This window comes from Mesorhizobium sp. M0001 (assembly GCF_040324255.1).
In the GTDB taxonomy this organism is placed as follows: Bacteria; Pseudomonadota; Alphaproteobacteria; order Rhizobiales; family Rhizobiaceae; genus Mesorhizobium.
In genome coordinates, this window is record NZ_JAMYVS010000010.1 from 127,529 (window position 1) to 148,544 (window position 21,016).

Consider the following 21,016-nt stretch of genomic DNA (forward strand, 5'->3'; position numbering starts at 1 on the left):
CGTCACCCCCCCCTCTGGCCTGCCGGCCATCTCCCCCGCAAGGGGGGAGATTGGACTGCACTCCTGCCTTCGCCAATCTCCAGCGCAGCAAGAACAGCGACCGCATCGAAGCTGCCGATCTCCCCCCTTGCGGGGGAGATGTCCGGCAGGACAGAGGGGGGTGGGCGGGAATTCGGCGTGGGAGAGTTTTCATGCCGCGCGCTCCGCGAGTGCGTCACCGCAGACGATCTTGCGATGCGTGTTCATGTCGATATTGCGGCCCGAGAGAAGAACGACCACCGGCCCGGTCGCCCTGACCTTGCCGACGAGTAGCGCAGCGATGCCTACCGCTCCGGCGCCTTCGACGATCTCGCGCTCCTGTTCATAGGCATGGCGGATGCCGGCGGCGATCTCGTCCTCGCTGAGCAGGATGACGTCGTCGAGCAGATCGCGGCACATGGCGAAGGTCAGCCGGTTGCCGAGACCGATGCCGCCGCCGAGCGAATCCGCCAGCGTCGGCAGTTCTTCCACCTCGACCGGGCGACCGGCATCCAGGCTCGCCTTCATCGCAGCACCACGCGCCATCGAAACGCCGATGATTTTTGTCCCGGGGCTGACGGCCTTGACGGCGGCGGCGATGCCCGAGGCGAGTCCACCACCGGAGAGTTGCACCAGGACGAGAGCGGCATCCGGGACCTGCTCGATCATCTCCAGTCCGAGCGTGCCTTGCCCGGCGATGATGGCCGGGTGGTCGAAGGGCGGCAACATCACCAGCCCCTCTTGCGCCACCAGCCGCTCGACCTCCTGCTGCGCCTCGTCCTGACTGTTGCCGATGATGCGGACATCCGCGCCAAGCCGACGGATTTCGTCGAGCTTGTTGCCCGGCACCAGTCGCGACATGCAGATCACCGCACGCATGCCTTCCAGCTTCGCGGCATGGGCCAGCGCACGGCCATGATTTCCGGTCGACGCCGCGACCACGCCGCGCGCCTTCTCCTCGGCGCTCAGCGAAGCAACGGCATTCGAGGCGCCGCGCAGCTTGAAGCTGCCGGTGGTCTGGCGGTGTTCAAGCTTGAGGTGGACAGGGACCCCCAGTCGTTCGGAAAGGCTGTGAGATAACCCTGTCGGCGTGCGTTCGATTTTGCCGGCAATTCGCTCCCGGGCGACACGAATATCGTTAAGGGTGACTGTCGTCATGATCGTCAATCGCGCGGCAAAGGCAGCGTCATCAGACGGCCAAATTCGGGATGCGACGTCCCGTCGCCACACAACCGCAAACAGTTCCAGGCGCTCGCCTGGTTGCTGGTGACGACCGGGCGGTCGATCGCCTGTTCCATGCCGGGAACCGCGAGCGCTCCGCGCAATGCGGTGCAGGACACGAACAGTGCATCGGCCTGCGCATTCGTCGCCTCACGAGCCAGGTCGGCGATCGCTGCCGGCGCAATGCGCGCCATCTCGCGATCGTCCTCGAAGCCGAGGCAGGTGAAGCTGACGATCTCAAAGCCGCGCTCGGCGAAATACGTCGCCATCGGTCTGGAGGTTTCTACGGTGTAAGGGGTGAGGATGCTGATCTTCTTGGCACCCTGCGCCTTCAGCCCGCGCACGCCTGCCATGGGCGGCGTGACCACAGGAACACCCGGCTTGGCAGACTGGATCGCCGCCTCGATCTCGGCGTCGCCAATCACCACCGAGGCCGAGGTGCAGGAGTAGCAGATCGCGTCGAGCGGCTCGTCTGGCAGGATCAGCGCGGCGCCCGCCGCCAGCTCCGGCTGCATCTTGCGAAGGTTTTCCGGCGTCGTCGGATTCTTGTAGGGAATGCGCGCGACATAGACGCCGATGCGCTCGCTCGCCACCATGCGGCGGAAATCCGGTTCGCTGGTGTGGTCGGTGGCAAGGATGATCAGGCCGACGCGCTTTTCCAGCGGGCGCGCATCGAGCGCCGGCCTTGTCGGCATCAGCCTGATTTCGGGCAGCGGTTTCATCTTGAGAATTACCTTTCGATCTTGCCGTAGCGATGTTCCAGCCAGCGCAGCAGCACGACCGAGAAGAGGCTGATGACGAGGAAGAAAGCGCCGACCAGCGTGATCGGTTCGATGTAGCGATAGTAGGTGTTGGCGACGCTCTTTGCCTGGTTCATCAGCTCCAGCACGGTGATTGCCGATAGCAGCGGTGTCTCCTTGAACATGGCGATGAAATAATTGGCCAGCGCCGGGATCATCGGTGGGATCGCTTGCGGAATGATGATGTTGGTCCAGGTCTGCGTGGCGCTCAGATTGCAGGCCTTGGCCGCCTCCCACTGGCCGCGCGGCACGTTGTCGATGCCGGCGCGATAGACTTCCGCCGTGTAGGTGCCGTAGTGCAGGCCGAGCCCGATGACGCCGGCGACCAGCGGCGGCAACAGGATGCCGAAATCCGGCAGGACATAGAAGATGAAATAAAGTTGCACCAGAAGTGGCGTGCCGCGGATGAATTCGGCCGCCCAACCAACGGTGCGCGACAGGACCTTGTTGGGCGAGCGTCGCGCCAGCGCGATGCCCAGACCCACGACAGCGGCCAGCACGGAGCCGAGCAGCGTTGCCAGGATGGTGATCTTCACGCCCTGGATCAGCGTCGGCAGGATCTCCCAGACGAAGTTCCAGTCCCAATCCATCAGACGCGCACCCCGTCGAGGCCGCGCGCCATGCGGCGTTCCAATGAACGCACGCCCCAGGAGATGATCAGCGCCAGGGCGAAATAGATGATCAGGATGGTGGTGAACGGCGCCAGCGTGTTGCCGGTCTGCGAGCGCACGACCTGCGCCTGAAAGGTGAGATCGGCGAGCGAGATCAGCGACACCACGGAGGTCGCCTTGAGCAGTTCGATGGCGTTGTTGCCGAAGGTCGGCAGCATGATCAGCAGCGCCTGCGGCAGGATGACATGGCGCATGCCTTGCCAGCGGCCGAGGTTGAGCGCGATGCAGGCCTCATATTGTTCGCGGCCGACCGACTGGATGGCGCCGCGTACCACCTCGGCCGCATAGGCGCCGACATTGAGGCCCAGCGCCAGCACACCCGCCTGCAGCGGGGTCAGTTCGAGGCCGATCAACGGCAACACGAAATAGGCAAAGAACAGCTGCACGAAGATCGAGGTGCCGCGGAAGAATTCTATATAGACGGTTGCCAGCCAGCGCAGAGCAAAGAAGCGCGACACGCGGCCCATGCCGGCGAGGAAGGCCATGATCAGGGCGAGCACCGACCCCATCAGCGTCAGCTCGATGGTGACAAGCGCTCCCTGCAATATCAGGCCAAGGTAGCCGGACCACTGGGTCATTCGGGTTCCAACGGTTGGGTTCTAGCTCCTTCTCCCCGTACACTGGGAGAAGGTGCCGGCAGGCAGATGAGGGGCAGCGCTAAATTCTCAGAACCTGGCGCCGCCCATCATCCGGCCCTTGGGCCACCTTCTCCCGGTGAACAGGGAGAAGGCAAACGGCCCTATTTCGCCGCGCAGAGCTTGTCCCGCGTGGTCGACATCGCGGCTGCGGCCGAGAAGCCGTAGGGCTCGATGATCTTGGCGAACTCGCCGGATTTCTTCAGCTTGGCGAGCTCGACATCGAAGGCATCGCGCAGGGCCTCATCGCCTTTCTTGAAGGCGGCGCCGTCGCAATAGACCGGCGCGCCTACCACCGGGGCGATGACTTCGAGGTTCGGATCGTTGGCTTTCTTGACGAGGTCGTTGATCGACAGGACGGGAAGCGAATAGGCATCGATGCGACCGTCCTGCAGCATCTTCAGGCCGCTCTGGCCGTCCGGCACGACGATGACGCGCTCGCGCGGCACCCCGGCGTTGAGCGCCAGCTTCTCCTCGGTGCCGCCGCCGGGCGCGCCGATTGTGGCGGACGTGTCCTTGGCGACATCCTCGTAGCTCTTGAAGCCCTTCGGATTGCCCTTCTTCACCAGCATCGCCTCGGCGTCGCACAGCACCGGCTCGGAATAGACGACCGCCGCGCAACGCTCCGGCTTCATGAACAGGCCGGCGGTGACGACGTCGAAGCGGCCGGCCTGCAGGCCGGGGATCATCGCGCCATACTCCGAAATGGAAGCGACGATGTCGGCAACACCGAGGCGCTTGAAGACCTCGCGCGCCACGTCGGGCGCCGCACCCGAAACCTTGCCGTCGGCAGCGACCGCAGTATAGGGCGGCTCGTTGGCGATGGCGACGCGGGCAAAGCCCTGTGCCTTCAATTGCTCGAGCTTGCTGTCATCGGCCGAACCGGTGCTCGACGCGGCGAGCACCGCCGTCAGTGCGAGACCGGCGACGCCGGCCAGAATGCCAAGTTTCTTCATTGTTCCCAACTCCTTGTTGTCTTCTTGGTTTTGTCTGGGGCGGTCTTCCGCCCCGCAAAGCGGTCAGACACGATGTCCGGCCGCGATGATCTTCTTCAGGAAGCCTTGCGTGCGCTCCTGCTTTGGATGGCGGAAGATCTCGTCTGGTTTGCCCTCTTCGACGATCTTGCCGCGGTCGAAGAACAGCACGCGGTCGGCGAAGTCGTGGGCAAAGCCCATCTCGTGGGTGACCAGCAGCATGGTCATGTCGGTCTCTGCGGCGAGCTTGCGCATGACATTCATCACCTCCTCGACCAGCTCCGGATCGAGGGCCGACGTCACCTCGTCGAACAGCATGATCTTCGGCGACAATGCCAGCGCACGGGCAATCGCCACGCGCTGCTTCTGGCCGCCGGACAGCTGCGCCGGCATCGACTTCGCCTTGTCGGCCATGCCGACCATGTCGAGCAGTTCCATGGCCCGCTTTTCAGCGGCGGCGCGAGGCGTGCCCTTGGTCAGCATCGGCGCCAGCGTGACGTTATCCATGACGCATTTGTGCGGAAACAGATTGAACAGCTGGAAGACCATGCCGATCTTCTGCCGCATCTTGGTCAGGTGCCGCTCGTCGGCGGGCAGCAACTGGCCGTTGCGCTCCATGTGGTAGAGCTGCTCGCCATCGATCTGGATATGGCCGCCGTCGATCTTCTCCAGCGTCATCAGGATGCGCAGGATCGTCGTCTTGCCCGAGCCGGACGGGCCGATCAGCGCCAGCTTCTCGCCGGGCATGACCTGCATCGACAGGCCGTCCAGTACCTTGAACGAGCCGAAGCTCTTCGAAATGGCGTCGACCTTGATGATGGGTGAGGACAAATGAATTTCCCCTGCTGGAGAAGCCTGTGCCCTTAACGATGCGGAACGCGCCAAATCATGTCAATTGGGAAAATAAAATCATGACAATATTTCCGGCACTGCATGATTCCAGAGCAATTCCCGCTTAGATTGCGAGCAGCAGATGCTCCGGATCGCCAAGCAGCAACTTGGTGACAACGCCGAGGCCGGCGCGCAGTTCCCCCTCGGTGGTCGAGCCGAGCGAGATGCGCACCGCCGGATGCCAGGGCGCATCCGAGATGCGGAAGGAGGTGCCGGGCGCGATCGCCACGCCTTGCAGGCGGGCCTGGGCGACGAAGCTTTCCTCGGCACGGTCCGCGGGCAGTTGCAACCAGACATGCAGCCCGTCGCGCCTGGCGCGATAACCAACCCCGCCCAGCACCTCGGCTGCGATGTCCTGGCGGCGGCGCAATGCCGCGCGCTGCCAGCGAACGAGTTCCATCGCCGTGCCGTCGGTCACCCATTTGGTGGCGATCTCGGCCACCAGCGGCGTCGCCATCCAGTTCGACACCAGATGCCGGTTGGCAACGGCGGCGACATAGCGGTCGGGCGCCGCGAGATAGCCGATGCGCAGGCCAGGTACGGTGATCTTGGTGAAGGAAGTGACGTAGAGCGTGCGCTCCGGCGCAAAGGCGGCGACCGGCGGCGGCCGGTCCTCGACCAGCGGACCCAGCACATCGTTCTCGATGATGGCGATGTCGTGCTTGCGCGCGACCGCGGCGATCTCTTCGCGCCGCCGAGCGTCCATCAGCGTCGCCGTCGGGTTGATCACCGACGGTTGCACGAATACCGCGCGAATGTCGGTGAGCCGGCAGACCTCGTCCAACGCCTCCGGGATCAGGCCATTGCCGTCGATCGGCAGGCCTTCCAGGTTGAAGCCGAGATAGCGCGCCAGCGGCACCAGCGTGTGGTGGCCGATAGTCTCGGTGGCGACAGTCGATCCCGGCGGCGCAACGCTCATCAGCGCCACGGTCATCCCGGCGGTCGCCCCATTGGTCAGGCTGATATTCTGTGCGGAGGTGTCGAGCCCACACAGTTTCAGCCATTCGACAGCCACCGCGCGGTGACGCGGGAACACCATGTTGGGCCGGAACGACAACGCCGAACTGGATGGCAGGTTTTCGGCCAGCCAGCCCAGCGCCTGCTTCAGCCGCTCCAAATGCATCGGCTCGCAGACCGGCTTCAGGATTGACAGATCGATGACCTCGCCGAGGCGCTCCGGCAGATAGGGCGGCTCCGGGTCGCGGCGCTGCGTCTGGACAAAGCTGCCACGGCCGATCTCGCCCGAAATCAGGCCGCGCCGGATCAGTTCTTCGTAGGCGCGGCTGACCGTCTGCACCGACAGTTTTAAATCGTCTGCCAGCCTTCGATGCGTTGGAAGCCGCGCGCCGTTGGCCAGCCGCCCGTCATGAATGGCGCGGGCGAACTGGTCGGCCAGCGTTTGATAGGCTGGCCGACGGATGAGCGCAGGGTCGGGTTGCCATGATGTCATGACTTAATAGAGATCGAAATCAGTGCAATTGACAATCGAAATAATGCGCCGTCATGGTGATGCCGACAAAAAGCGGACGCCGATGACATCGAAACTCGACGCGGTCGACCTCAGGATACTCGACGCCATCCAGCGCGACGGGCGCATCACCAAGCTGGCGCTGGCCGAACAGGTCGGGCTGTCGCCGACGCCGTGCTGGATGCGGCTGCGCAAGCTGGAGAAGGCAGGCATCGTCTCGGGCTACCACGCCAGGATCGCCATGCGCGTGGTGGCGCCGGTCGCCACCGTGTTGATGGAGGTGACGCTGGCCAGCCATCGCCAGGCCGATTTCGACCGCTTCGAACGCGTCATCCGCGACATCCCCGAAATCGTCGCCTGCTGGTCGGTGGGCGGCGGCGTCGACTATGTGGTGAAGGTGATGACGCGCGACATCGACGCCTATCAGCGGCTGGTCGACGGCCTGCTGGAGCGCGAGATCGGCATCGACCGCTACTTCACCTACATCGTCACCAAGACGGTGAAGGACGAAATCGTGCTACCGATATCCGACCTGTTGCCGGCGTCGGCATAAGCCCGGAGAGAATGTCTGTCGGGACGGCACAATAGAGAGAGTCTCTCTCCTTCAGGGCGTCGAAACAGTCTCTCTGTCTGTATGTGACGGATAGTCTTCCCGCATCGTCCGAACCGGGAGGCCTCGACCATGTCCGCGCATTTTGCCCGCTCGCATCGCCATGAGGCGCTCGACCGCCTCTCCGACCGCCGGCTGCTGCGCGAGCTCGCCTATGTCGACGGTCACTGGACGGCAAGCGGAGCGGCGAAGAGTTTCGAGGTTACCGATCCGGCGACCGGCACCACTGTCGCATTTGTCGCGGCGCTCGATGCCGGGCAGACGACCAAAGCAATCGACGCCGCCGCACGTGCCTTTCCGGCTTGGCGTTCGTTGCTGCCGCAGGAGCGGTCCAAAATTCTGCGAAAATGGTTCGAGCTGATCATTGCAGCCAAGGATGATCTGGCCCTGCTGATGACACTGGAACAGGGCAAGCCGCTGCAGGAATCGTTTGGCGAAATCGACTACGCCGCCTCCTTCGTCGAATGGTATGCCGAAGAGGCAAAGCGCCTCAACGCCGAGAGCGTCACCAGTCATCTGCCTGATGCCGAAATGATGGTGCGGCGCGAGCCGCTCGGCGTTGTCGGCGTCGTCACGCCCTGGAATTTTCCGGCGGCGATGCTGACCCGCAAGGCGGCCGCCGCACTCGCCGCCGGCTGCACCATCGTCGCACACCCATCCTCGGAGACGCCGCTGTCGGCGCTGGCGCTGGCTGAACTCGGCGAGCGCGCCGGCCTGCCCGCCGGCGTCTTCAATGTCATCACCGGCAAGGCTGCTGCCATTGTCGGTCGCATGTGCGAGGACCCGCGCGTTCGCGCCATAAGCTTCACCGGCTCGACCGAGATCGGCCGGCTGATCGCGGCGCAAAGCGCGCCGACGATGAAGCGGCTGGTGATGGAGCTTGGGGGCCACGCGCCGCTGATCGTCTTTGCCGATACCGATCTGGACAAGGCGGTGAGCATCGCCATCGATGCCAAATTCGCCACCTCCGGCCAGGACTGCCTCGCCGCCAACCGCATCTACGTCCAGCGCCCGATCTACGATCGCTTCTGCGCCGCTTTTGCCAGGCGTATCGAGGCGCTGCGCACCGGCAACGGCCTTACCGACAAGATCGACATCGGGCCGCTGATGCATGAGCGTGCCGTCGCAAAGGTCGAAGAGCAGGTCGCCGATGCCATCGCTCGTGGCGCGCGCTGTCTCACCGGCGGCAAGCGGCATCAGGCCGGGCCGCTGTTCTACCAGCCGACGCTGCTGGCCGATGTCAGCGACGAAGCGCTGATCATGCGCGAGGAGACCTTTGGGCCGGTCGCCGCCGTCACGCCGTTCGACAGTGAGGACGAAGTGATCGCCCGTGCCAACGCCACAGAATATGGCCTGGTCGCCTATATCGTTACCGAGAACGGCGCCCGCCAGCAGCGCCTGGGCCGCGCGCTCGACTACGGCATGGTCGCTATCAACCGCGTCAAGATCACCGGCGCGCCGATCCCATTCGGCGGCGTCAAGCAATCCGGCATCGGCCGCGAAGGCTCGCGCCATGGGCTCGAAGCTTTCGCCGATCTGAAGTACCTCTGCCTGGACGTCGCATAAGTCCGTCCGGCCATCTCTCAAGGAGTCAAAAAATGCTCGACCAATCCAACGAACTCAATGCCTGGGATCGCGACCACTTCTTCCATCCTTCGACCCATATGGGCACGCATGCGCGGGGTGAATCGCCGACCCGCATCATGGCCGGCGGCGAAGGCGTCACCGTCTGGGACAACAATGGCAGGAAGAGCATCGATGCCTTTGCCGGTCTCTATTGCGTCAATGTCGGCTATGGCCGCCAGAAGATCGCCGACGCGATCGCCACCCAGGCGAAGAACCTCGCCTACTACCACGCCTATGTCGGCCACGGGACCGAGGCCTCGATCACGCTGGCCAAGATGATCATCGACCGCGCGCCGAAGGGCATGTCGAGGGTCTATTTCGGCCTCTCGGGTTCGGATGCCAACGAGACCAACATCAAGCTGATCTGGTACTACAACAATGTGCTGGGACGGCCGGAGAAGAAGAAGATCATCTCGCGCTGGCGCGGTTATCACGGCTCGGGCGTGATGACGGGATCACTGACCGGGCTCGACCTGTTCCACAACGCTTTCGACCTGCCGCGCGCGCCGGTCCTGCACACGGAGGCGCCCTATTATTTCCGCCGCGCCGACCGCTCGATGAGCGAGGAGCAGTTCTCGCAGCATTGCGCCGACAAGCTTGAAGAGATGATCCTGGCCGAAGGTCCCGAAACCGTCGCCGCCTTCATCGGCGAGCCGATCCTCGGTACTGGCGGCATCGTGCCGCCGCCGGCCGGCTACTGGGAGAAGATCCAGGCGGTGCTGAAGAAGTATGACGTGCTGCTGGTCGCCGACGAGGTGGTGACGGGCTTCGGCCGTCTGGGCACCATGTTCGGCTCCGACCATTACGGCATCAAGCCGGACCTCATCACCATCGCAAAGGGGCTGACCTCGGCCTATGCGCCGCTGTCGGGTGTCATCGTTGCCGACAAGATGTGGCAGGTGCTGGTGCAGGGCTCCGACAAGCTCGGTTCGCTCGGCCATGGCTGGACCTATGCCGCGCATCCGATCTGCGTCGCCGCAGGTGTCGCCAATCTCGAACTGATCGACGAACTGGACCTGGTAACGAACGCCGGTGAGACCGGCGCTTATTTCCGCGCCGAACTGACCAAGGCTGTCGGCGGGCACAGACACGTCGGCGACGTGCGCGGCGATGGCATGCTGGCGGCGGTCGAATTTGTCGCCGACAAGGACGACCGGGTGTTCTTCGACGCCTCGCTCAAGATCGGGCCGCAAGTGGCGACAGCACTTGCCGCCAGCGGCGTCATCGGCCGCGCCATGCCGCAGGGCGACATACTAGGCTTCGCGCCGCCGCTCTGCCTGACGCGTGAGGAAGCCGACATCGTCGTTTCGAAAACCGCCGATGCCGTCAACAGCGTGTTTTCCAATCTCTGAGATCGACCATGAATGCCATGACCAAGACCCTCCCCGCCACCATGGCCGCCGTGCTGCTCACCGGGCATGGCGGGCCGGAAAAGCTCGTCTATCGCAGCGATGTGAAAGTGCCTGTGCCTGCCGCCGGCGAGGTGCTGGTCAGGGTCAGCGCTTGCGGTATGAACAACACCGATGTCTGGGTACGCCAGGGCGCCTATGGCACGGAGGAGGACGCTGCCGCCGTGTCGACGTGGCGGCGGCAAGGCAACACGCTTACCTTCCCGCGCATCCAGGGCACCGACACGGTCGGCACCATCGCTGCCGTCGGCGAAGGCGTTTCCCCGGGCCGTATCGGCGAACGGGTAATGGTCGATTTTTCGATCTACAACCGCGACGACGATTCCCTCGCCGACATTGACTATATGGGCCACGGTCGCGACGGCGGGTACGCCGAGTACCAGACGGTGCCGGGCGAGAATGCGCATTTCGTCGATACTGACATGAGCGACGTCGAACTCGCCACCTTCTGCTGCGCCTACCTCACCGGCGAACAGATGCTGGAGCGCGCCGGGCTGAAAGCCGGCGAACGCGTGCTGGTCACCGGCGCCTCAGGCGGCGTCGGTTCCGGCATCGTGCAGCTGGCGCGGGCGCGCGGCGCCATTCCCTATGCGGTCGTCGGCAAGGGCAAGGAGCAGGCGGTGCGCGACATCGGCGCCGAAGCGGTCATTACCCGTGGGGTTGCCGATCTTCCCGCCGCCGTGAATGAAGCCACTGGCGACCAGCCGATCGATGTGGTCGCTGATCTCGTCGGCGGCGCGATCTTCAACGACCTGCTGCGCATCCTGCGACCTGAAGGCCGCTACACCACCGCCGGCGCCATCGCCGGCCCGGTCGTGCAGCTCGATCTCAGGACCATGTATCTCAAGCAGCTGCAACTGCACGGATCGAGCCAGGGCACGCGCGCCGACTTCCGCCGCATCATTGGATACATCGAAGCGAAGAAAATCCGGCCGCTGGTCGGCGGCGTCTACAGGCTCTCCGATTTTCACAAGGCGCAGGCAGACTTTGTTGCCAAGGACTTCGTCGGCAAGCTGGTGATCGTGCCGGACGCCATGTGGAACCCGAATATCCGCACATAACGCCCCTACGTCAGAGCTCGTCGTAAACGGCATCATCAACACCTTGCGGCGTGGAGTCGTCGAAACCCAGCATGCGGTTGGTGACGTAGCCGAATCCGACACCGGCGCCGGGATCGGCAAAACCGAGGGCGCCGCCCCAGCCGCCATCGCAGCGACGCGCGGCTGGCATAGGCGGCGTCGTCGAGTTGAAAGCCGGCGGCGAATTGTCGGCGCTTGAGACATAGCGCGCATGAGGCGAACCGGAATCATCGCAACGAATGCAATCCACAGGCCGGCAACCAGACCCTGCATCTTGACAGACGAGGCGAAAGCCAAAAGAGTGAAACCGGTTTCACTGGGGACCGCCGGTGCATTTCGATCTGTCCACTCTGCTCCCGCATCTGGGTTTTCTGGCGCGCGGCGCCGAACTCACGGCCGCGGCTTGCGCGCTGTCGCTGGTAGGAAGCGTCTTCATGGGCGCGTTGGTGGCGATCGCACGCACCTCCGCCTCGGCACTGCTTCGACGGATCGCCTTCGTCTATGTCGATCTCTTCCGCAATGTGCCGTTCATCGTCCAGCTGTTCTTCTTCTATTACGGCCTGCCCGAGCTCGGCATTTACATCGATGCCTTCACCACCGGCGTCGTGGCGCTTTCGATTGCCGGCGGCGCCTATGCCTCCGACATCATTCGCGCCGGCATCCTCGCCATCGACCAGGGCATCATCGACGCCGCTGAAGTGAGCGGCCTGTCCAGGCGCAAGATCTTCACCCGCATCGTGCTGCCGATTGCGCTGCGCACCTCCGTGCGACCGCTCGGATCCGTGCTCATCAACATGATCCTTACGTCCTCGATCCTCTCGACAATCACGCTCAACGAGCTCACCGGCTCAGCCCAGATCGTGGTCTCGCAGACCTATCGGCCCTTCGAGGTCTATATGGTGCTGCTCTGTGCCTATGCGGCCCTGACCTATCTGGTCTCGCTGGGCGTCACCCTGCTCCACCGCCATCTCAATCGGGACATGATGGAGGCGGTCGACTGATGCGGTTCAGCGACTTCACCTCCTACGACCTGATCCTGCTGGCGCAAGGTCTCGGCACCAACATCGCGCTGTTTCTCGTCACCTCTCTGATCGGACTGCTGATTGGCCTGAGCTGGGCGTTGGTGCGGTTCTACCGTGTGCCGGTTCTGGCCCAGGTCGTCACCTTCCTGTCGGAGCTGTTGAAGAACTCGCCGGTGTTGGTGCAGCTGTTCCTGGTGTTCTTCGGCCTGCCGGCGCTGTTGCATATAAGGGTGACGCCGGTCACCGCAGCGACCATCACTCTGTCGGCGAACACCGCGGCATTCGTCTATGTCATCGCGGTCTCGGCGATCGAGTCGATCGAACGCGAGCAGGTCGAGGCCGCGCGTGTCTTCGGCCTGACCCGGTGGCAGGTCCTGCGCCATATCGTTTCGCCCCAGGCTGCCGCCTTCGCGGTCGGCCCGCTCGTCGCGCTGCTGGTCAACCAGCTTCAGGTGACGTCGCTGATTTCTGTCATCGGCGTCGTCGACCTGACCAAGATTGGCCACATCCTCAACATGCGAACCTTGAAGCCGTTCGTGGTCTGGACCGTCGTCGGGCTGCTCTACTATGGCGCGGCAAAGCTGGTCGCCCTGCTTGGCGAGCGTCTTGAAAACCGCCTGCGGGCGCACAGCGCCTGGCGGGGGCTTTAACATGCTCAAGATCGAAAACGTGCACAAAGCGTTCGGCGAGGTCACTGTGCTGGACGGCGTCGACCTGACGATCGCGCCCGGCGAAGTGGTCTCGATCCTCGGGTCGTCGGGGTCCGGCAAGTCGACACTGATCCGTTGCATCAACGGCCTCGAAAAGCTGAAGTCGGGCCGCATCACGGTCGACGATTTCGATGTCAGCAAGCCGAAGGAGCTGGCCGAGGCGCGCAAGCGCTCAGGCACCGTCTTCCAGCTGTTCAACCTCTATCCGCATATGAGCGCGCTTCAGAACATTACGCTCGCCCCGATCGAGGTGCTGAAGATGCCGCGCCCTGAGGCCGAGGCGCTGGCGCGCCAGCTGCTCGAGTCCGTCGGCCTCGCCGATCGGGCCAACGCCTACCCGGCGCAGTTGTCGGGCGGGCAGCGCCAGCGTGTCGGCATCTGCCGGGCGCTCGCCATGCAGCCGCGCTATCTGCTGCTCGATGAAGTGACCAGCGCGCTCGACCCGGAAATGACTTCCGAGGTGCTGGCCATCCTGGCAAAGCTCGCCGCGCAAGGCACGACGATGCTGTTCGTCACCCACGAGATCGAATTCGCGCGCGAGATTTCCAACCGCATCGTCTTCCTCGACAAGGGCAGGCTGGTGGTCGATCTGCCAACGGATCGTTTCTTCGCCGCGGACGGCGGCCGGGCGCAGCCGCGGGTTGCGCAGTTTCTCTCCAAGATGCGCAAGGACTAGGAATGCTGCTGTTAGCCAACAACGAAGCATGGCCGGGATTCGAAACCTCGGTGCAAATGCTGCGCGATGGCGCCGTCAGCCTGGACGCGATGGTTGCCGGCATCGGCATGGTGGAGAAAGAGGTCAAGGTTCGCAGCGTCGGTTATGGCGGCTGGCCGAACATGCTGGGCGAGATGGAGTTCGACGCCGGCGTCATGGACGGCAATACAAGAGAGGTCGGTTCAGTCGGCGCCGTGCCAAGGACCTTGGCGGTCGCTGCCCTGGCGCAGCAGGTAATGAAGCGCCTGCCGCATGTGATGCTGACCGGCGAAGGGGCGCGGCGCTTTGCCAGCGAAATCGGTTTTGCCGAAGACGAAGTCTTGTTCGAGGACAGCAAGCGCGTCTGGTGGGAGCGGCTGCAACAGGAACTCACACCGCAACAGCTGGCGAAATTCCCCGATATCGATCTGGCGCCGCTCAGCCGTACTATCACCGATCCCGAGCGGGTCCGCGACACCACCGTCTTCCTGTCGGCGGATGCGCGGCGCGGCGTCCATGCCGCGAGTTCGACCTCGGGCTGGGCGTGGAAATATCCGGGCCGGCTCGGCGATTCTCCCATTCCCGGCGCAGGCTTTTACGCCGACAGCCGCTATGGCGCGGCGGCGTGCACCCATACCGGCGAGATGACGATGCGCTGCGCCACCGCACGGACCGTCGTGCTGGCCATGAAGCTTGGCCGATCCCTGTCGGATGCGGTCGCGCTGGCGGTCGAGGAACTGGCTGAACTCGACACCGGCTTCCTGGCCGGAGTGGTCATCCACGCCGTCGACGCCGAGCAGAACCACGAGGTGGTGAATTTCAGATGCGAGGGCGAGGTCCGCTACTGGCTCTGGAAGGATTCCATGCCCGCACCCGAATTGCGGGCAGCAAAACGTGTCACTAGAAAATAAGGAGAGGAACCATGAAAACCGTACTGCGTGCCTTCGCCGCGCTGGCCATCGTGGCCGGTTCGGCTTTTCCGGCCCTTGCCGGCATGATTGACGACATCCGCTCACGCGGCACCATTCGCATCGGCGTATCGCTCGGCGGCGAGCCGATCGGCTTTCGCGATGCACAAAACAACCCTGTCGGCTACGATGTCGATGTCGCGACGCTGCTGGCGCAAAAGCTCGGGGTGCCGGTCGAGTTCGTCGACGTCTCGGGCGATGCCCGTATTTCCATGCTGGTGTCGGGACAGATCGATGTCGCGGTCGCAAACACCTCGGCAACGCTCGAGCGGGCCAAGACCGTCAACTTCACCATCCCCTACAACCGGGCCGGGCTGCGCGTCATCGTCCAGAAGGATGCCGGGATAACCGACCTCAAGGGGCTCGCCGGCAAGAAGGTTGTCGTCGGCCGCGGCACCACGGGCGAAACCTTCCTCAAGGCGGCCGTGCCGGAAGCAGAGCTCGTCTATGTCGACCAGTTCGCGCCCGACGGGGTTCTGCAGCTGCAACAGAAGCGCGTCGATGCGGCGATCGAGGATTCCTCGCTGCTCGATTACCTCGCGACCAAGACACCGAGCCTGGTGACGCTGCCTGGCCTCTATTCCAACGATCCGATCGGCATCGCGGTCGCCAAGGGTGATCCCGAATTCGTCCGCTGGCTCGACATGTTCGTGTCCGACTTCATCCAGTCGGGCACCTATGAGACGACCTACAAGAAGTGGTGGGGGCCGGACTCCAACCCGCCGGCGCTCAACCCGCTGTGGTGACACCCACTACCGGTAACCGATCGGCGCACACTCGAGGCGCCGTCGCAACGATCGCCGATGTCGCGCGGCTGGCAGGCGTGTCGCGTGCCGCGGCCAGCCGTGCGCTGTCGAGCGGACCGCGACCGGTCTCGGCGGACAAACGCGAACGTGTCGTGCAGGCCGCCGCGCAGCTAGGCTACAAACCCAATCTCCTGGCGCAAAGCCTGACCACCAAGACCGTCAATCTGGTTGCCGTCGTGGTCAACCACATTCACGACCTTTCAGATCTCGACCTGTTCGACCGGCTGCTCGACGCAATCCAGTCGATCGGCAAGCAGGTCATCCTCATCCGCATCGGCTCGGCGGACGGGGTCGAGGATTTTCTGCGCAATGGCGTTGCCTATCATGTCGATGCCGCCGTGGTGTTCTCCGACTTTGCCGATGCAGCGACGGTGCGGCGCATGTTTCGCTCGGACCTGGTCATCATGCTGAACGGACTGCATGACGATCTGTCACCCACCGTCATTCCCGATGAATGCGTCGGCATCGCCGAGGCCGTGGCGGATGCGGCGGCCAAGCGCGCGCGCACGGCCAGCCTGCTGACCGGCCGTTCGTCCTCGCGGGTCGAACAGCTGCGCATCGGCCACTACCTCGAAGCGTTCCGGCATCATGGAATTGAACTGCTGCAGACGGTCCAGGGAGACTATTCCTACGAGTCGGGCTATGCGGCAGCCGCCGGCCTGACGGGACGCGGCTGTCCCGATGCGGTCTTTTGTACGTCCGACGCGATGGCCATGGGTGTTCTGGATGTCTGCCGGGCGGATTTCCCCGACAACCGGCCCAGCCGCTTCCGCCTCTATGGCTTCGACAATGTGTCCCTGACCAATTTCGACGCCTACCCGATATCGTCAATCGGCTACGACAAATCAGACTATGTGGGTCATATCGTCGGCGCCCTCTCCAATCCGCAGGTCTTCATGCCCGGCCAGCCGCCTGTCGTTATATTGACCCGGCTGATTTCGCGCTTGACCGCGTAACTAGCGCCGATGTTGGACTGCTTGTCCGGCGTCGATCTCCCAGAGATCGAACGGAGATCGCGCCGGACAATGTACCGGCGCCTACTGCAATTTCGCCTGCAGCGCGTTGACGTCGTCGGTTGTCATTTCACCGTCGGTCGTCACCTTGCCGTCGACGATCTTCCACAGCCGGAACGGACCGGTGATGTCGCCATATTTGTCGAAGCTGACCGGACCGATGACGCCTTCATAGCGGATCGGCTTGCCGTCCTTGATCAGGCCGAGCGCCTTGGCGAACTCGTCCTTGCCGGCATAGATCGGTGTGCCGGCAGGATCGACCGCCTTGTACATGGCATCCTTGATCTTGGCTGGATCCTCGGAGCCGGCAATGGCAATGGCGAGGCCGACAATGGCGCCGGCATCATAGGAACGGTCGGCTGCCGGGTTCGACGGTTCGATGCCCGAAAACTCCTTGTAGTTTTTCAGGAAATAGTCGGTGGATGCCGTCGGGCTGGTGCCGGAAGAGGTACCATAGGCATCCTTCAGATAATCGGCGCCGACGGATTCGATGAAGTCCGGGCTGTTCATACCGTCATTGAGCAGGAATTTCTGCACGCCGCCCTGCGATATCCAGGTGCGGGCGACCGTTGCGCCGTCGACCGGCGTGCTGACGAGGTAAAGTCCGTCCGGCTCGCCTCCCATCGCCGCCGTCACTTCCGAAGCATAGCTCGACTGCTTTTCATTATAGGGCGTGTCGGAGACGATGGTGCCGCCGAGCGCTTTGTAGGCACGCGAGAATTCGGCCACCATGTTGACGCCGAAGTCGTTGTTGACATGGATGATCGACAGTTTCTTGAAGCCCTTGTCGATGGCGTATTTGGCGGCGGCCACGCCTTGCAGCGCATCCGACGTGATGGTGCGGAAGAAGATGCCGTTGGTCTTGCCGTCGCGGCCAAGGGCGGTCAGCGTCGGCGAGGACGAAGCCGGCGACACCTGCACGATCTTGGCCGGCCCGGTGACCGAGGTCAAAATCGGGATCGACACCGAGGAGATGATGCCGCCGATGATCACCGGCACCTTCTTGACCTGTACCAGCTGGGTCGCGGCATCGACCGCGATATTGCCCTGGCTCTGGCTGTCGCGCGTGTCGGTTGCGAGATCGCAGCCGCGTACGCCACCGGCTTCATTGATGTCGCGGAAGGCCATTTCGACGGACTTCGCGCCGGCCTGGCCGTATTCGCCGGCCGGACCGGTGAGCTCCATGACCAGGCCGACGGTGATCTTGCAGTCCGCTGCGTGTGCGGCGCCGGCCATCGTCACGAGAGCCAGTGCTGTGGTGATTTGAAGTATCGTCTTCTTCATTGCCGTTCCCCTTTTCTTGTTTGAACTTTTGCCTGTTCAGCCTTCCGGCGCCTGCAGCCAGGTCTCATGCAGATGCCGCCATTCGACGCCGTTTGGTGCCGATGAACTGGTGGTGAAGACCGCACTGGACTGCCGGCGACTGTGTTTGCCGGCGCGCAGTTGCGCCTCGATGTAGAAGATGACGATCGTGTCCGCGTCCTGCCAACCCGGCCTGATGTCCTCGATCGATATGGCAAAACCGTCGTCGCAAGTGGCGCGGCTTGTCCGGACATGATCTACGACCGCGTCGCGATCGAGGATCTGGCCATTCGGCGCCACCATGGTGAGGCCTTCGCCCATGACAGCCTCGAAGCGGCCGAACTCCACAGCGTCGGCTCGCGCGGCGACAAACCAGTCGACGAAGAAGCGATGCAGGTCGATGATTTCAGCGCTGGCACGCGAAAAAAGGGAAGGCTCTCCGCTCATTTCTTCCCCGCATTGAGGTTGTAATGCATGATCGAGCCGTGGCGGCCATGACGGTCGCGCTCCAGCGCGTAGACATCGCCCGCGAGGCCGGTGCCTTGTGCGATGGCGGCAGCAATCCGCGCGCGATCGTCGGCGTCGAGCGCGACGTCCATGATTTTCGTATTGGCCAGCGCATGTGCCTGGTTGCGCGCACCGACAATGACGGCCGCGACCTGCGGCTGCTCGAGCACCCATGCCGAGGCGATGGTGGCAATGTCGACGCCGTGGCGATCGCCGACCGCTTTCAGCGCCTTGAGCAGGGACTGGAACAGCTCCCAGCCGCCGAAGTCGTCGATGATCAGCTTGTATTTGACCAGCGAGCGGTTTTCGAGCGGCGTGGAGGGCTCGGCCACGCCAAGCCATTTGTCGCTGAGGAAGCCGCCCGCCACCGAGCCGTAGCAGAGGAAGCGGACACCGTTCTTAGCGGCAAGGCCCGCAAGGCTGTTTGCCGGCCGCTGGTCGAGCACTGAATATTGCAGTTGCTGGCTGACCAGCGGGATGCCCGCGGAGAGGATTTCGGCTAGCCTCGGCGTATCGAAATTGGTGGTGCCGAGATTGCGCACCTTGCCTTCCAGCCGAAGCTCGTCGAGCCAACCCATCGCCTCGACGTAACGAGGCTGGTCATAATCCCACCAGTGAAACTGCACGAGGTCGATCCGCTCGGTCTTGAGCCTGCGAAGCGACTGATCGACGATGCCCCTGATGTAGTCGCGGCTGATGCCTGCCAGTCGTTCGAGGTCCGGCACCAGCTTGGTGTGCACCTTCATCCTGGCCGCAACATCGAGACCGCGCTCGCCGGCCAGCCGCAGGCGCGCGGCGCCGATCAGTTCCTCGACGCCGGTGTAGATGTCGGCGCAGTCATAGGTCCAGATGCCGGCATCGAAAGTGGCGATGAGGTCGGTCACCGCCTGGCTGCGGTCGACGGCGCCATGCCCGCCGGCAAGCTGCCAGCCACCGCGGATGACTCGCGAGATCGCATAGCCGGGGCTGAGTTCGACGGTCCTGGCGGTCATCCCTTGTCGGTCTCCTTCGGCAGCGGCACGGCCGTGGTTTCGGCATGGCTGAACCGCCGCTTGGCAAGCCTGACGATGCGGAGCCGGCTGGCGCAATTGGGATCGGGACAGGCGATCTCGGCATCCGAGGTCATCCAGTCATTTGCATGCGTCGGGCGCTGCTTTGCCGCCAGGAGCGGCAACACGGCCGAGATCGAATAGATCGAAAAACCCTGCCCTGCCGGCAGCGAGAGCATTTCGCCCTTCAGTTCGAAATAGTCGCCGGCCCTGGCGCCGCAATAGACCGGCTTGCCTTCGGGAATGACCGCTTCGACGCGCAGATCGAAGAGCTCGAAACTGTCGTCGGCCATTCAGGCCTCCACCAGGCTGAAGGTGATGTCACAGGCGCCGTTGCGGCGGATAACGCCGCAGGCGGCGGCAAACTGATCGCGCTCTCCGGCAAGCACTTGCGCGACCACGCTGCCGGCCAGCCAGCCGATCGGGAACAGCAGCCGCGCCCCCTGCCCGTAGTACAGGCCGATATCGAAGATGGCATTGGGATTGCCGCCCCACACGCGTGGCGGCACATAGGACAGCACGATATCGCCGGGCTGCGGCGTCAGCGTTGCATTCTCCGGTGGCAAAGACTGGGCATAGGCCTGGCCGTGGAGATCGGCTGACGGAACCGGGCACGAGATTTCCGGTCCTGTCCACATCGCATGGATGCCTGGGATGATGCGTGGCTGCGCCAGATACGCCAGCAGGAAGGCGGCATTCTCCGGCGCCTTTTCGGGCAATAGCAGCGCCGTCACGGAAAGCTTCGAGCGTGGTTCTGTGATGCCGATGGCGGGCTTGGGCATGTCAGTCCTTCGCCGATTGAAGTTTGTCGCGCAGGAAGGCGAAGGGGCGGCTGATGTCGGCTACCAGCGCCTCGCGCGCCGCTTGCGCATCCTGTTTGGCAAGTGCCGCGACAATGCCGCGGTGATAGTGCGCGGTATCGACCTCGCCGGCCTCGGAGAAGGCATAGATGGCGACGCGGATGCAGGGTCCCGATTGAAGCCAGAGGCTTTCGATCATCGGGATCAGCACAGCCGAGCCGCAGCAGCGGTAGATCTCAAAATGGAAGCTCTGGTTGAGCGTCGCTTCGCGATCGATATCCTTCTTGTGCTTCAGGGCCCGCATCTCGTCCCATTCGCCCAGCATGGCTTCGATCGACGCGATCTGGCGCGGGCTCATGCGCCTGGCGGCAAGCGCGATCGCTTCGCCTTCGATGAGTGAGCGGGCACGCAGGAGGTCGTCGATGCGCTCCAGCGTGATCGGCGGCACGCGCACGGAACGGTTGGGCAGCGCCTCCAGTGCCTTTTCCGTGATCAGCCGGCCGAGCGCTTCGCGTACCGGCATGGTCGAGGTGACCAGCGCATCGGCAAGACCGCGGATGGTCAGCACCTGGTTCGGCTCGAAAAGGCCACCGATCAGAGCACGGCGCAACTCGGAATAGACGCGATCCTGCACCGTCTCGCGGCCGACCGGCGTAAGCTGGGCTGCGATCATCCCATTGTTCTTGTCGATGGCAGCCTTCTGCATTACCGGCATTTGCCCCGTTTTCGGCTTGCGAATGAAA

General features: G+C 63.7%; 24 protein-coding genes. 10 read left to right on the forward strand and 14 right to left on the reverse strand.

Features of this window, described 5'->3' with window-relative positions; genetic code table 11:
• Positions 1-189 precede the first annotated feature (189 nt).
• The 7 genes from eutB to ehuR all read right to left on the reverse strand — a co-directional run bounded on the left by eutB (position 190) and on the right by ehuR (position 6,660).
• Positions 190-1,176, reverse strand: coding sequence for a hydroxyectoine utilization dehydratase EutB (gene eutB, locus NKK50_RS24335; protein WP_352500705.1), 987 nt, complete (start codon positions 1,174-1,176; stop codon positions 190-192).
• A gap of 5 nt (positions 1,177-1,181) precedes the next feature.
• Positions 1,182-1,961 (reverse strand): ectoine utilization protein EutA, encoded by a 780-nt coding sequence (eutA, locus tag NKK50_RS24340; RefSeq protein ID WP_352543959.1) that lies wholly within the window; start codon positions 1,959-1,961, stop codon positions 1,182-1,184.
• Between the two features lie 8 nt (positions 1,962-1,969).
• Entirely contained in the window at positions 1,970-2,629 is a 660-nt protein-coding gene (gene ehuD / locus NKK50_RS24345; RefSeq protein ID WP_352498036.1) for an ectoine/hydroxyectoine ABC transporter permease subunit EhuD, read from the reverse strand.
• Positions 2,629-3,288, reverse strand: a complete 660-nt coding sequence (gene ehuC / locus NKK50_RS24350) for an ectoine/hydroxyectoine ABC transporter permease subunit EhuC (RefSeq protein ID WP_023682673.1) — start codon at positions 3,286-3,288, stop codon at positions 2,629-2,631. The genes ehuD and ehuC overlap by 1 nt, the downstream gene beginning before the upstream one ends.
• A gap of 161 nt (positions 3,289-3,449) precedes the next feature.
• A complete protein-coding gene (gene ehuB, locus NKK50_RS24355; RefSeq protein ID WP_023682674.1) occupies positions 3,450-4,301 on the reverse strand; it encodes an ectoine/hydroxyectoine ABC transporter substrate-binding protein EhuB in 852 nt (283 codons plus the stop codon).
• Between the two features lie 63 nt (positions 4,302-4,364).
• On the reverse strand, positions 4,365-5,150 hold the full coding sequence (ehuA, locus tag NKK50_RS24360) for an ectoine/hydroxyectoine ABC transporter ATP-binding protein EhuA (RefSeq protein ID WP_023682675.1): 786 nt from the start codon (positions 5,148-5,150) through the stop codon (positions 4,365-4,367).
• 124 nt (positions 5,151-5,274) lie between these two features.
• The gene (gene ehuR / locus NKK50_RS24365) at positions 5,275-6,660 is read right to left on the reverse strand and encodes a MocR-like ectoine utilization transcription factor EhuR (protein WP_352543960.1); all 1,386 of its coding nucleotides are present in this window, start codon (positions 6,658-6,660) and stop codon (positions 5,275-5,277) included.
• 82 nt (positions 6,661-6,742) lie between these two features.
• Here ehuR and NKK50_RS24370 point away from each other — a divergent pair, with 82 nt between their 5' ends.
• The 4 genes from NKK50_RS24370 to NKK50_RS24385 all read left to right on the forward strand — a co-directional run bounded on the left by NKK50_RS24370 (position 6,743) and on the right by NKK50_RS24385 (position 11,384).
• Positions 6,743-7,231 (forward strand): Lrp/AsnC family transcriptional regulator, encoded by a 489-nt coding sequence (locus NKK50_RS24370; protein WP_023732237.1) that lies wholly within the window; start codon positions 6,743-6,745, stop codon positions 7,229-7,231.
• 129 nt (positions 7,232-7,360) lie between these two features.
• On the forward strand, positions 7,361-8,854 hold the full coding sequence (locus tag NKK50_RS24375; RefSeq protein ID WP_023732238.1) for an NAD-dependent succinate-semialdehyde dehydrogenase: 1,494 nt from the start codon (positions 7,361-7,363) through the stop codon (positions 8,852-8,854).
• Positions 8,855-8,886: 32 nt separating this feature from the next.
• On the forward strand, positions 8,887-10,266 hold the full coding sequence (locus NKK50_RS24380) for an aspartate aminotransferase family protein (RefSeq protein WP_023726287.1): 1,380 nt from the start codon (positions 8,887-8,889) through the stop codon (positions 10,264-10,266).
• 8 nt (positions 10,267-10,274) lie between these two features.
• Positions 10,275-11,384 carry an alcohol dehydrogenase family protein gene (locus NKK50_RS24385; protein WP_352543961.1) on the forward strand — a complete coding sequence of 370 codons (1,110 nt, stop codon included), beginning with the start codon at positions 10,275-10,277 and terminating at the stop codon, positions 11,382-11,384.
• A 10-nt stretch (positions 11,385-11,394) separates the two neighbouring features.
• Here NKK50_RS24385 and NKK50_RS24390 read toward each other — a convergent pair whose 3' ends face one another.
• A complete protein-coding gene (locus NKK50_RS24390) occupies positions 11,395-11,553 on the reverse strand; it encodes a hypothetical protein (RefSeq protein WP_196814892.1) in 159 nt (52 codons plus the stop codon).
• 178 nt (positions 11,554-11,731) lie between these two features.
• On the opposite strand from NKK50_RS24390, the gene NKK50_RS24395 reads away from it, so the two are divergent.
• From NKK50_RS24395 to NKK50_RS24420, 6 genes are read left to right on the forward strand one after another with little or no spacing between them, the layout of a single operon-like run.
• A complete protein-coding gene (locus NKK50_RS24395; protein ID WP_023682680.1) occupies positions 11,732-12,403 on the forward strand; it encodes an amino acid ABC transporter permease in 672 nt (223 codons plus the stop codon).
• On the forward strand, positions 12,403-13,074 hold the full coding sequence (locus tag NKK50_RS24400) for an amino acid ABC transporter permease (protein WP_023667866.1): 672 nt from the start codon (positions 12,403-12,405) through the stop codon (positions 13,072-13,074). The genes NKK50_RS24395 and NKK50_RS24400 overlap by 1 nt, the downstream gene beginning before the upstream one ends.
• Before the next feature lies 1 nt (position 13,075).
• On the forward strand, positions 13,076-13,810 hold the full coding sequence (locus NKK50_RS24405) for an amino acid ABC transporter ATP-binding protein (protein WP_352543962.1): 735 nt from the start codon (positions 13,076-13,078) through the stop codon (positions 13,808-13,810).
• 2 nt (positions 13,811-13,812) lie between these two features.
• On the forward strand, positions 13,813-14,739 hold the full coding sequence (locus NKK50_RS24410; protein WP_023667864.1) for an isoaspartyl peptidase/L-asparaginase: 927 nt from the start codon (positions 13,813-13,815) through the stop codon (positions 14,737-14,739).
• 11 nt (positions 14,740-14,750) lie between these two features.
• Entirely contained in the window at positions 14,751-15,542 is a 792-nt protein-coding gene (locus tag NKK50_RS24415; protein WP_023695228.1) for a transporter substrate-binding domain-containing protein, read from the forward strand.
• Positions 15,536-16,558 (forward strand): LacI family DNA-binding transcriptional regulator, encoded by a 1,023-nt coding sequence (locus tag NKK50_RS24420; protein WP_023815164.1) that lies wholly within the window; start codon positions 15,536-15,538, stop codon positions 16,556-16,558. The genes NKK50_RS24415 and NKK50_RS24420 overlap by 7 nt, the downstream gene beginning before the upstream one ends.
• Before the next feature lie 81 nt (positions 16,559-16,639).
• Here NKK50_RS24420 and NKK50_RS24425 read toward each other — a convergent pair whose 3' ends face one another.
• The 6 genes from NKK50_RS24425 to NKK50_RS24450 are packed head-to-tail and all read right to left on the reverse strand — an operon-like array spanning position 16,640 to position 20,979.
• Positions 16,640-17,899 carry an ABC transporter substrate-binding protein gene (locus tag NKK50_RS24425; protein ID WP_023692246.1) on the reverse strand — a complete coding sequence of 420 codons (1,260 nt, stop codon included), beginning with the start codon at positions 17,897-17,899 and terminating at the stop codon, positions 16,640-16,642.
• A 36-nt stretch (positions 17,900-17,935) separates the two neighbouring features.
• The gene (locus tag NKK50_RS24430; protein ID WP_023667860.1) at positions 17,936-18,364 is read right to left on the reverse strand and encodes a hypothetical protein; all 429 of its coding nucleotides are present in this window, start codon (positions 18,362-18,364) and stop codon (positions 17,936-17,938) included.
• Complete coding sequence (locus NKK50_RS24435; protein ID WP_023834906.1) at positions 18,361-19,416, reverse strand: aldo/keto reductase; 1,056 nt, start codon at positions 19,414-19,416, stop codon at positions 18,361-18,363. The genes NKK50_RS24430 and NKK50_RS24435 overlap by 4 nt, the downstream gene beginning before the upstream one ends.
• The gene (locus NKK50_RS24440; protein ID WP_023667858.1) at positions 19,413-19,766 is read right to left on the reverse strand and encodes a TIGR04076 family protein; all 354 of its coding nucleotides are present in this window, start codon (positions 19,764-19,766) and stop codon (positions 19,413-19,415) included. Before NKK50_RS24440 ends, NKK50_RS24435 begins: the two co-directional genes overlap by 4 nt.
• The gene (locus tag NKK50_RS24445; protein ID WP_023667857.1) at positions 19,767-20,255 is read right to left on the reverse strand and encodes a DUF3830 family protein; all 489 of its coding nucleotides are present in this window, start codon (positions 20,253-20,255) and stop codon (positions 19,767-19,769) included.
• A gap of 1 nt (position 20,256) precedes the next feature.
• Entirely contained in the window at positions 20,257-20,979 is a 723-nt protein-coding gene (locus NKK50_RS24450) for a GntR family transcriptional regulator (protein ID WP_023745640.1), read from the reverse strand.
• Between the last annotated feature and the right edge of the window lie 37 nt (positions 20,980-21,016).

Bases quoted from the DNA above. Each gene is read 5' to 3' on its own strand.
- eutB (WP_352500705.1), bottom strand. From the start codon at position 1,176: ATGACGACAGTCACCCTTAACGATATTCGTGTCGCCCGGGAGCGAATT.
- eutA (WP_352543959.1), bottom strand. From the start codon at position 1,961: ATGAAACCGCTGCCCGAAATCAGGCTGATGCCGACAAGGCCGGCGCTC.
- ehuD (WP_352498036.1), bottom strand. From the start codon at position 2,629: ATGGATTGGGACTGGAACTTCGTCTGGGAGATCCTGCCGACGCTGATC.
- ehuC (WP_023682673.1), bottom strand. From the start codon at position 3,288: ATGACCCAGTGGTCCGGCTACCTTGGCCTGATATTGCAGGGAGCGCTT.
- ehuB (WP_023682674.1), bottom strand. From the start codon at position 4,301: ATGAAGAAACTTGGCATTCTGGCCGGCGTCGCCGGTCTCGCACTGACG.
- ehuR (WP_352543960.1), bottom strand. From the start codon at position 6,660: ATGACATCATGGCAACCCGACCCTGCGCTCATCCGTCGGCCAGCCTAT.
- NKK50_RS24370 (WP_023732237.1), top strand. From the start codon at position 6,743: ATGACATCGAAACTCGACGCGGTCGACCTCAGGATACTCGACGCCATC.
- NKK50_RS24375 (WP_023732238.1), top strand. From the start codon at position 7,361: ATGTCCGCGCATTTTGCCCGCTCGCATCGCCATGAGGCGCTCGACCGC.
- NKK50_RS24380 (WP_023726287.1), top strand. From the start codon at position 8,887: ATGCTCGACCAATCCAACGAACTCAATGCCTGGGATCGCGACCACTTC.
- NKK50_RS24385 (WP_352543961.1), top strand. From the start codon at position 10,275: ATGAATGCCATGACCAAGACCCTCCCCGCCACCATGGCCGCCGTGCTG.
- NKK50_RS24390 (WP_196814892.1), bottom strand. From the start codon at position 11,553: ATGCCAGCCGCGCGTCGCTGCGATGGCGGCTGGGGCGGCGCCCTCGGT.
- NKK50_RS24400 (WP_023667866.1), top strand. From the start codon at position 12,403: ATGCGGTTCAGCGACTTCACCTCCTACGACCTGATCCTGCTGGCGCAA.
- NKK50_RS24405 (WP_352543962.1), top strand. From the start codon at position 13,076: ATGCTCAAGATCGAAAACGTGCACAAAGCGTTCGGCGAGGTCACTGTG.
- NKK50_RS24410 (WP_023667864.1), top strand. From the start codon at position 13,813: ATGCTGCTGTTAGCCAACAACGAAGCATGGCCGGGATTCGAAACCTCG.
- NKK50_RS24415 (WP_023695228.1), top strand. From the start codon at position 14,751: ATGAAAACCGTACTGCGTGCCTTCGCCGCGCTGGCCATCGTGGCCGGT.
- NKK50_RS24425 (WP_023692246.1), bottom strand. From the start codon at position 17,899: ATGAAGAAGACGATACTTCAAATCACCACAGCACTGGCTCTCGTGACG.
- NKK50_RS24430 (WP_023667860.1), bottom strand. From the start codon at position 18,364: ATGAGCGGAGAGCCTTCCCTTTTTTCGCGTGCCAGCGCTGAAATCATC.
- NKK50_RS24435 (WP_023834906.1), bottom strand. From the start codon at position 19,416: ATGACCGCCAGGACCGTCGAACTCAGCCCCGGCTATGCGATCTCGCGA.
- NKK50_RS24440 (WP_023667858.1), bottom strand. From the start codon at position 19,766: ATGGCCGACGACAGTTTCGAGCTCTTCGATCTGCGCGTCGAAGCGGTC.
- NKK50_RS24445 (WP_023667857.1), bottom strand. From the start codon at position 20,255: ATGCCCAAGCCCGCCATCGGCATCACAGAACCACGCTCGAAGCTTTCC.
- NKK50_RS24450 (WP_023745640.1), bottom strand. From the start codon at position 20,979: ATGCAGAAGGCTGCCATCGACAAGAACAATGGGATGATCGCAGCCCAG.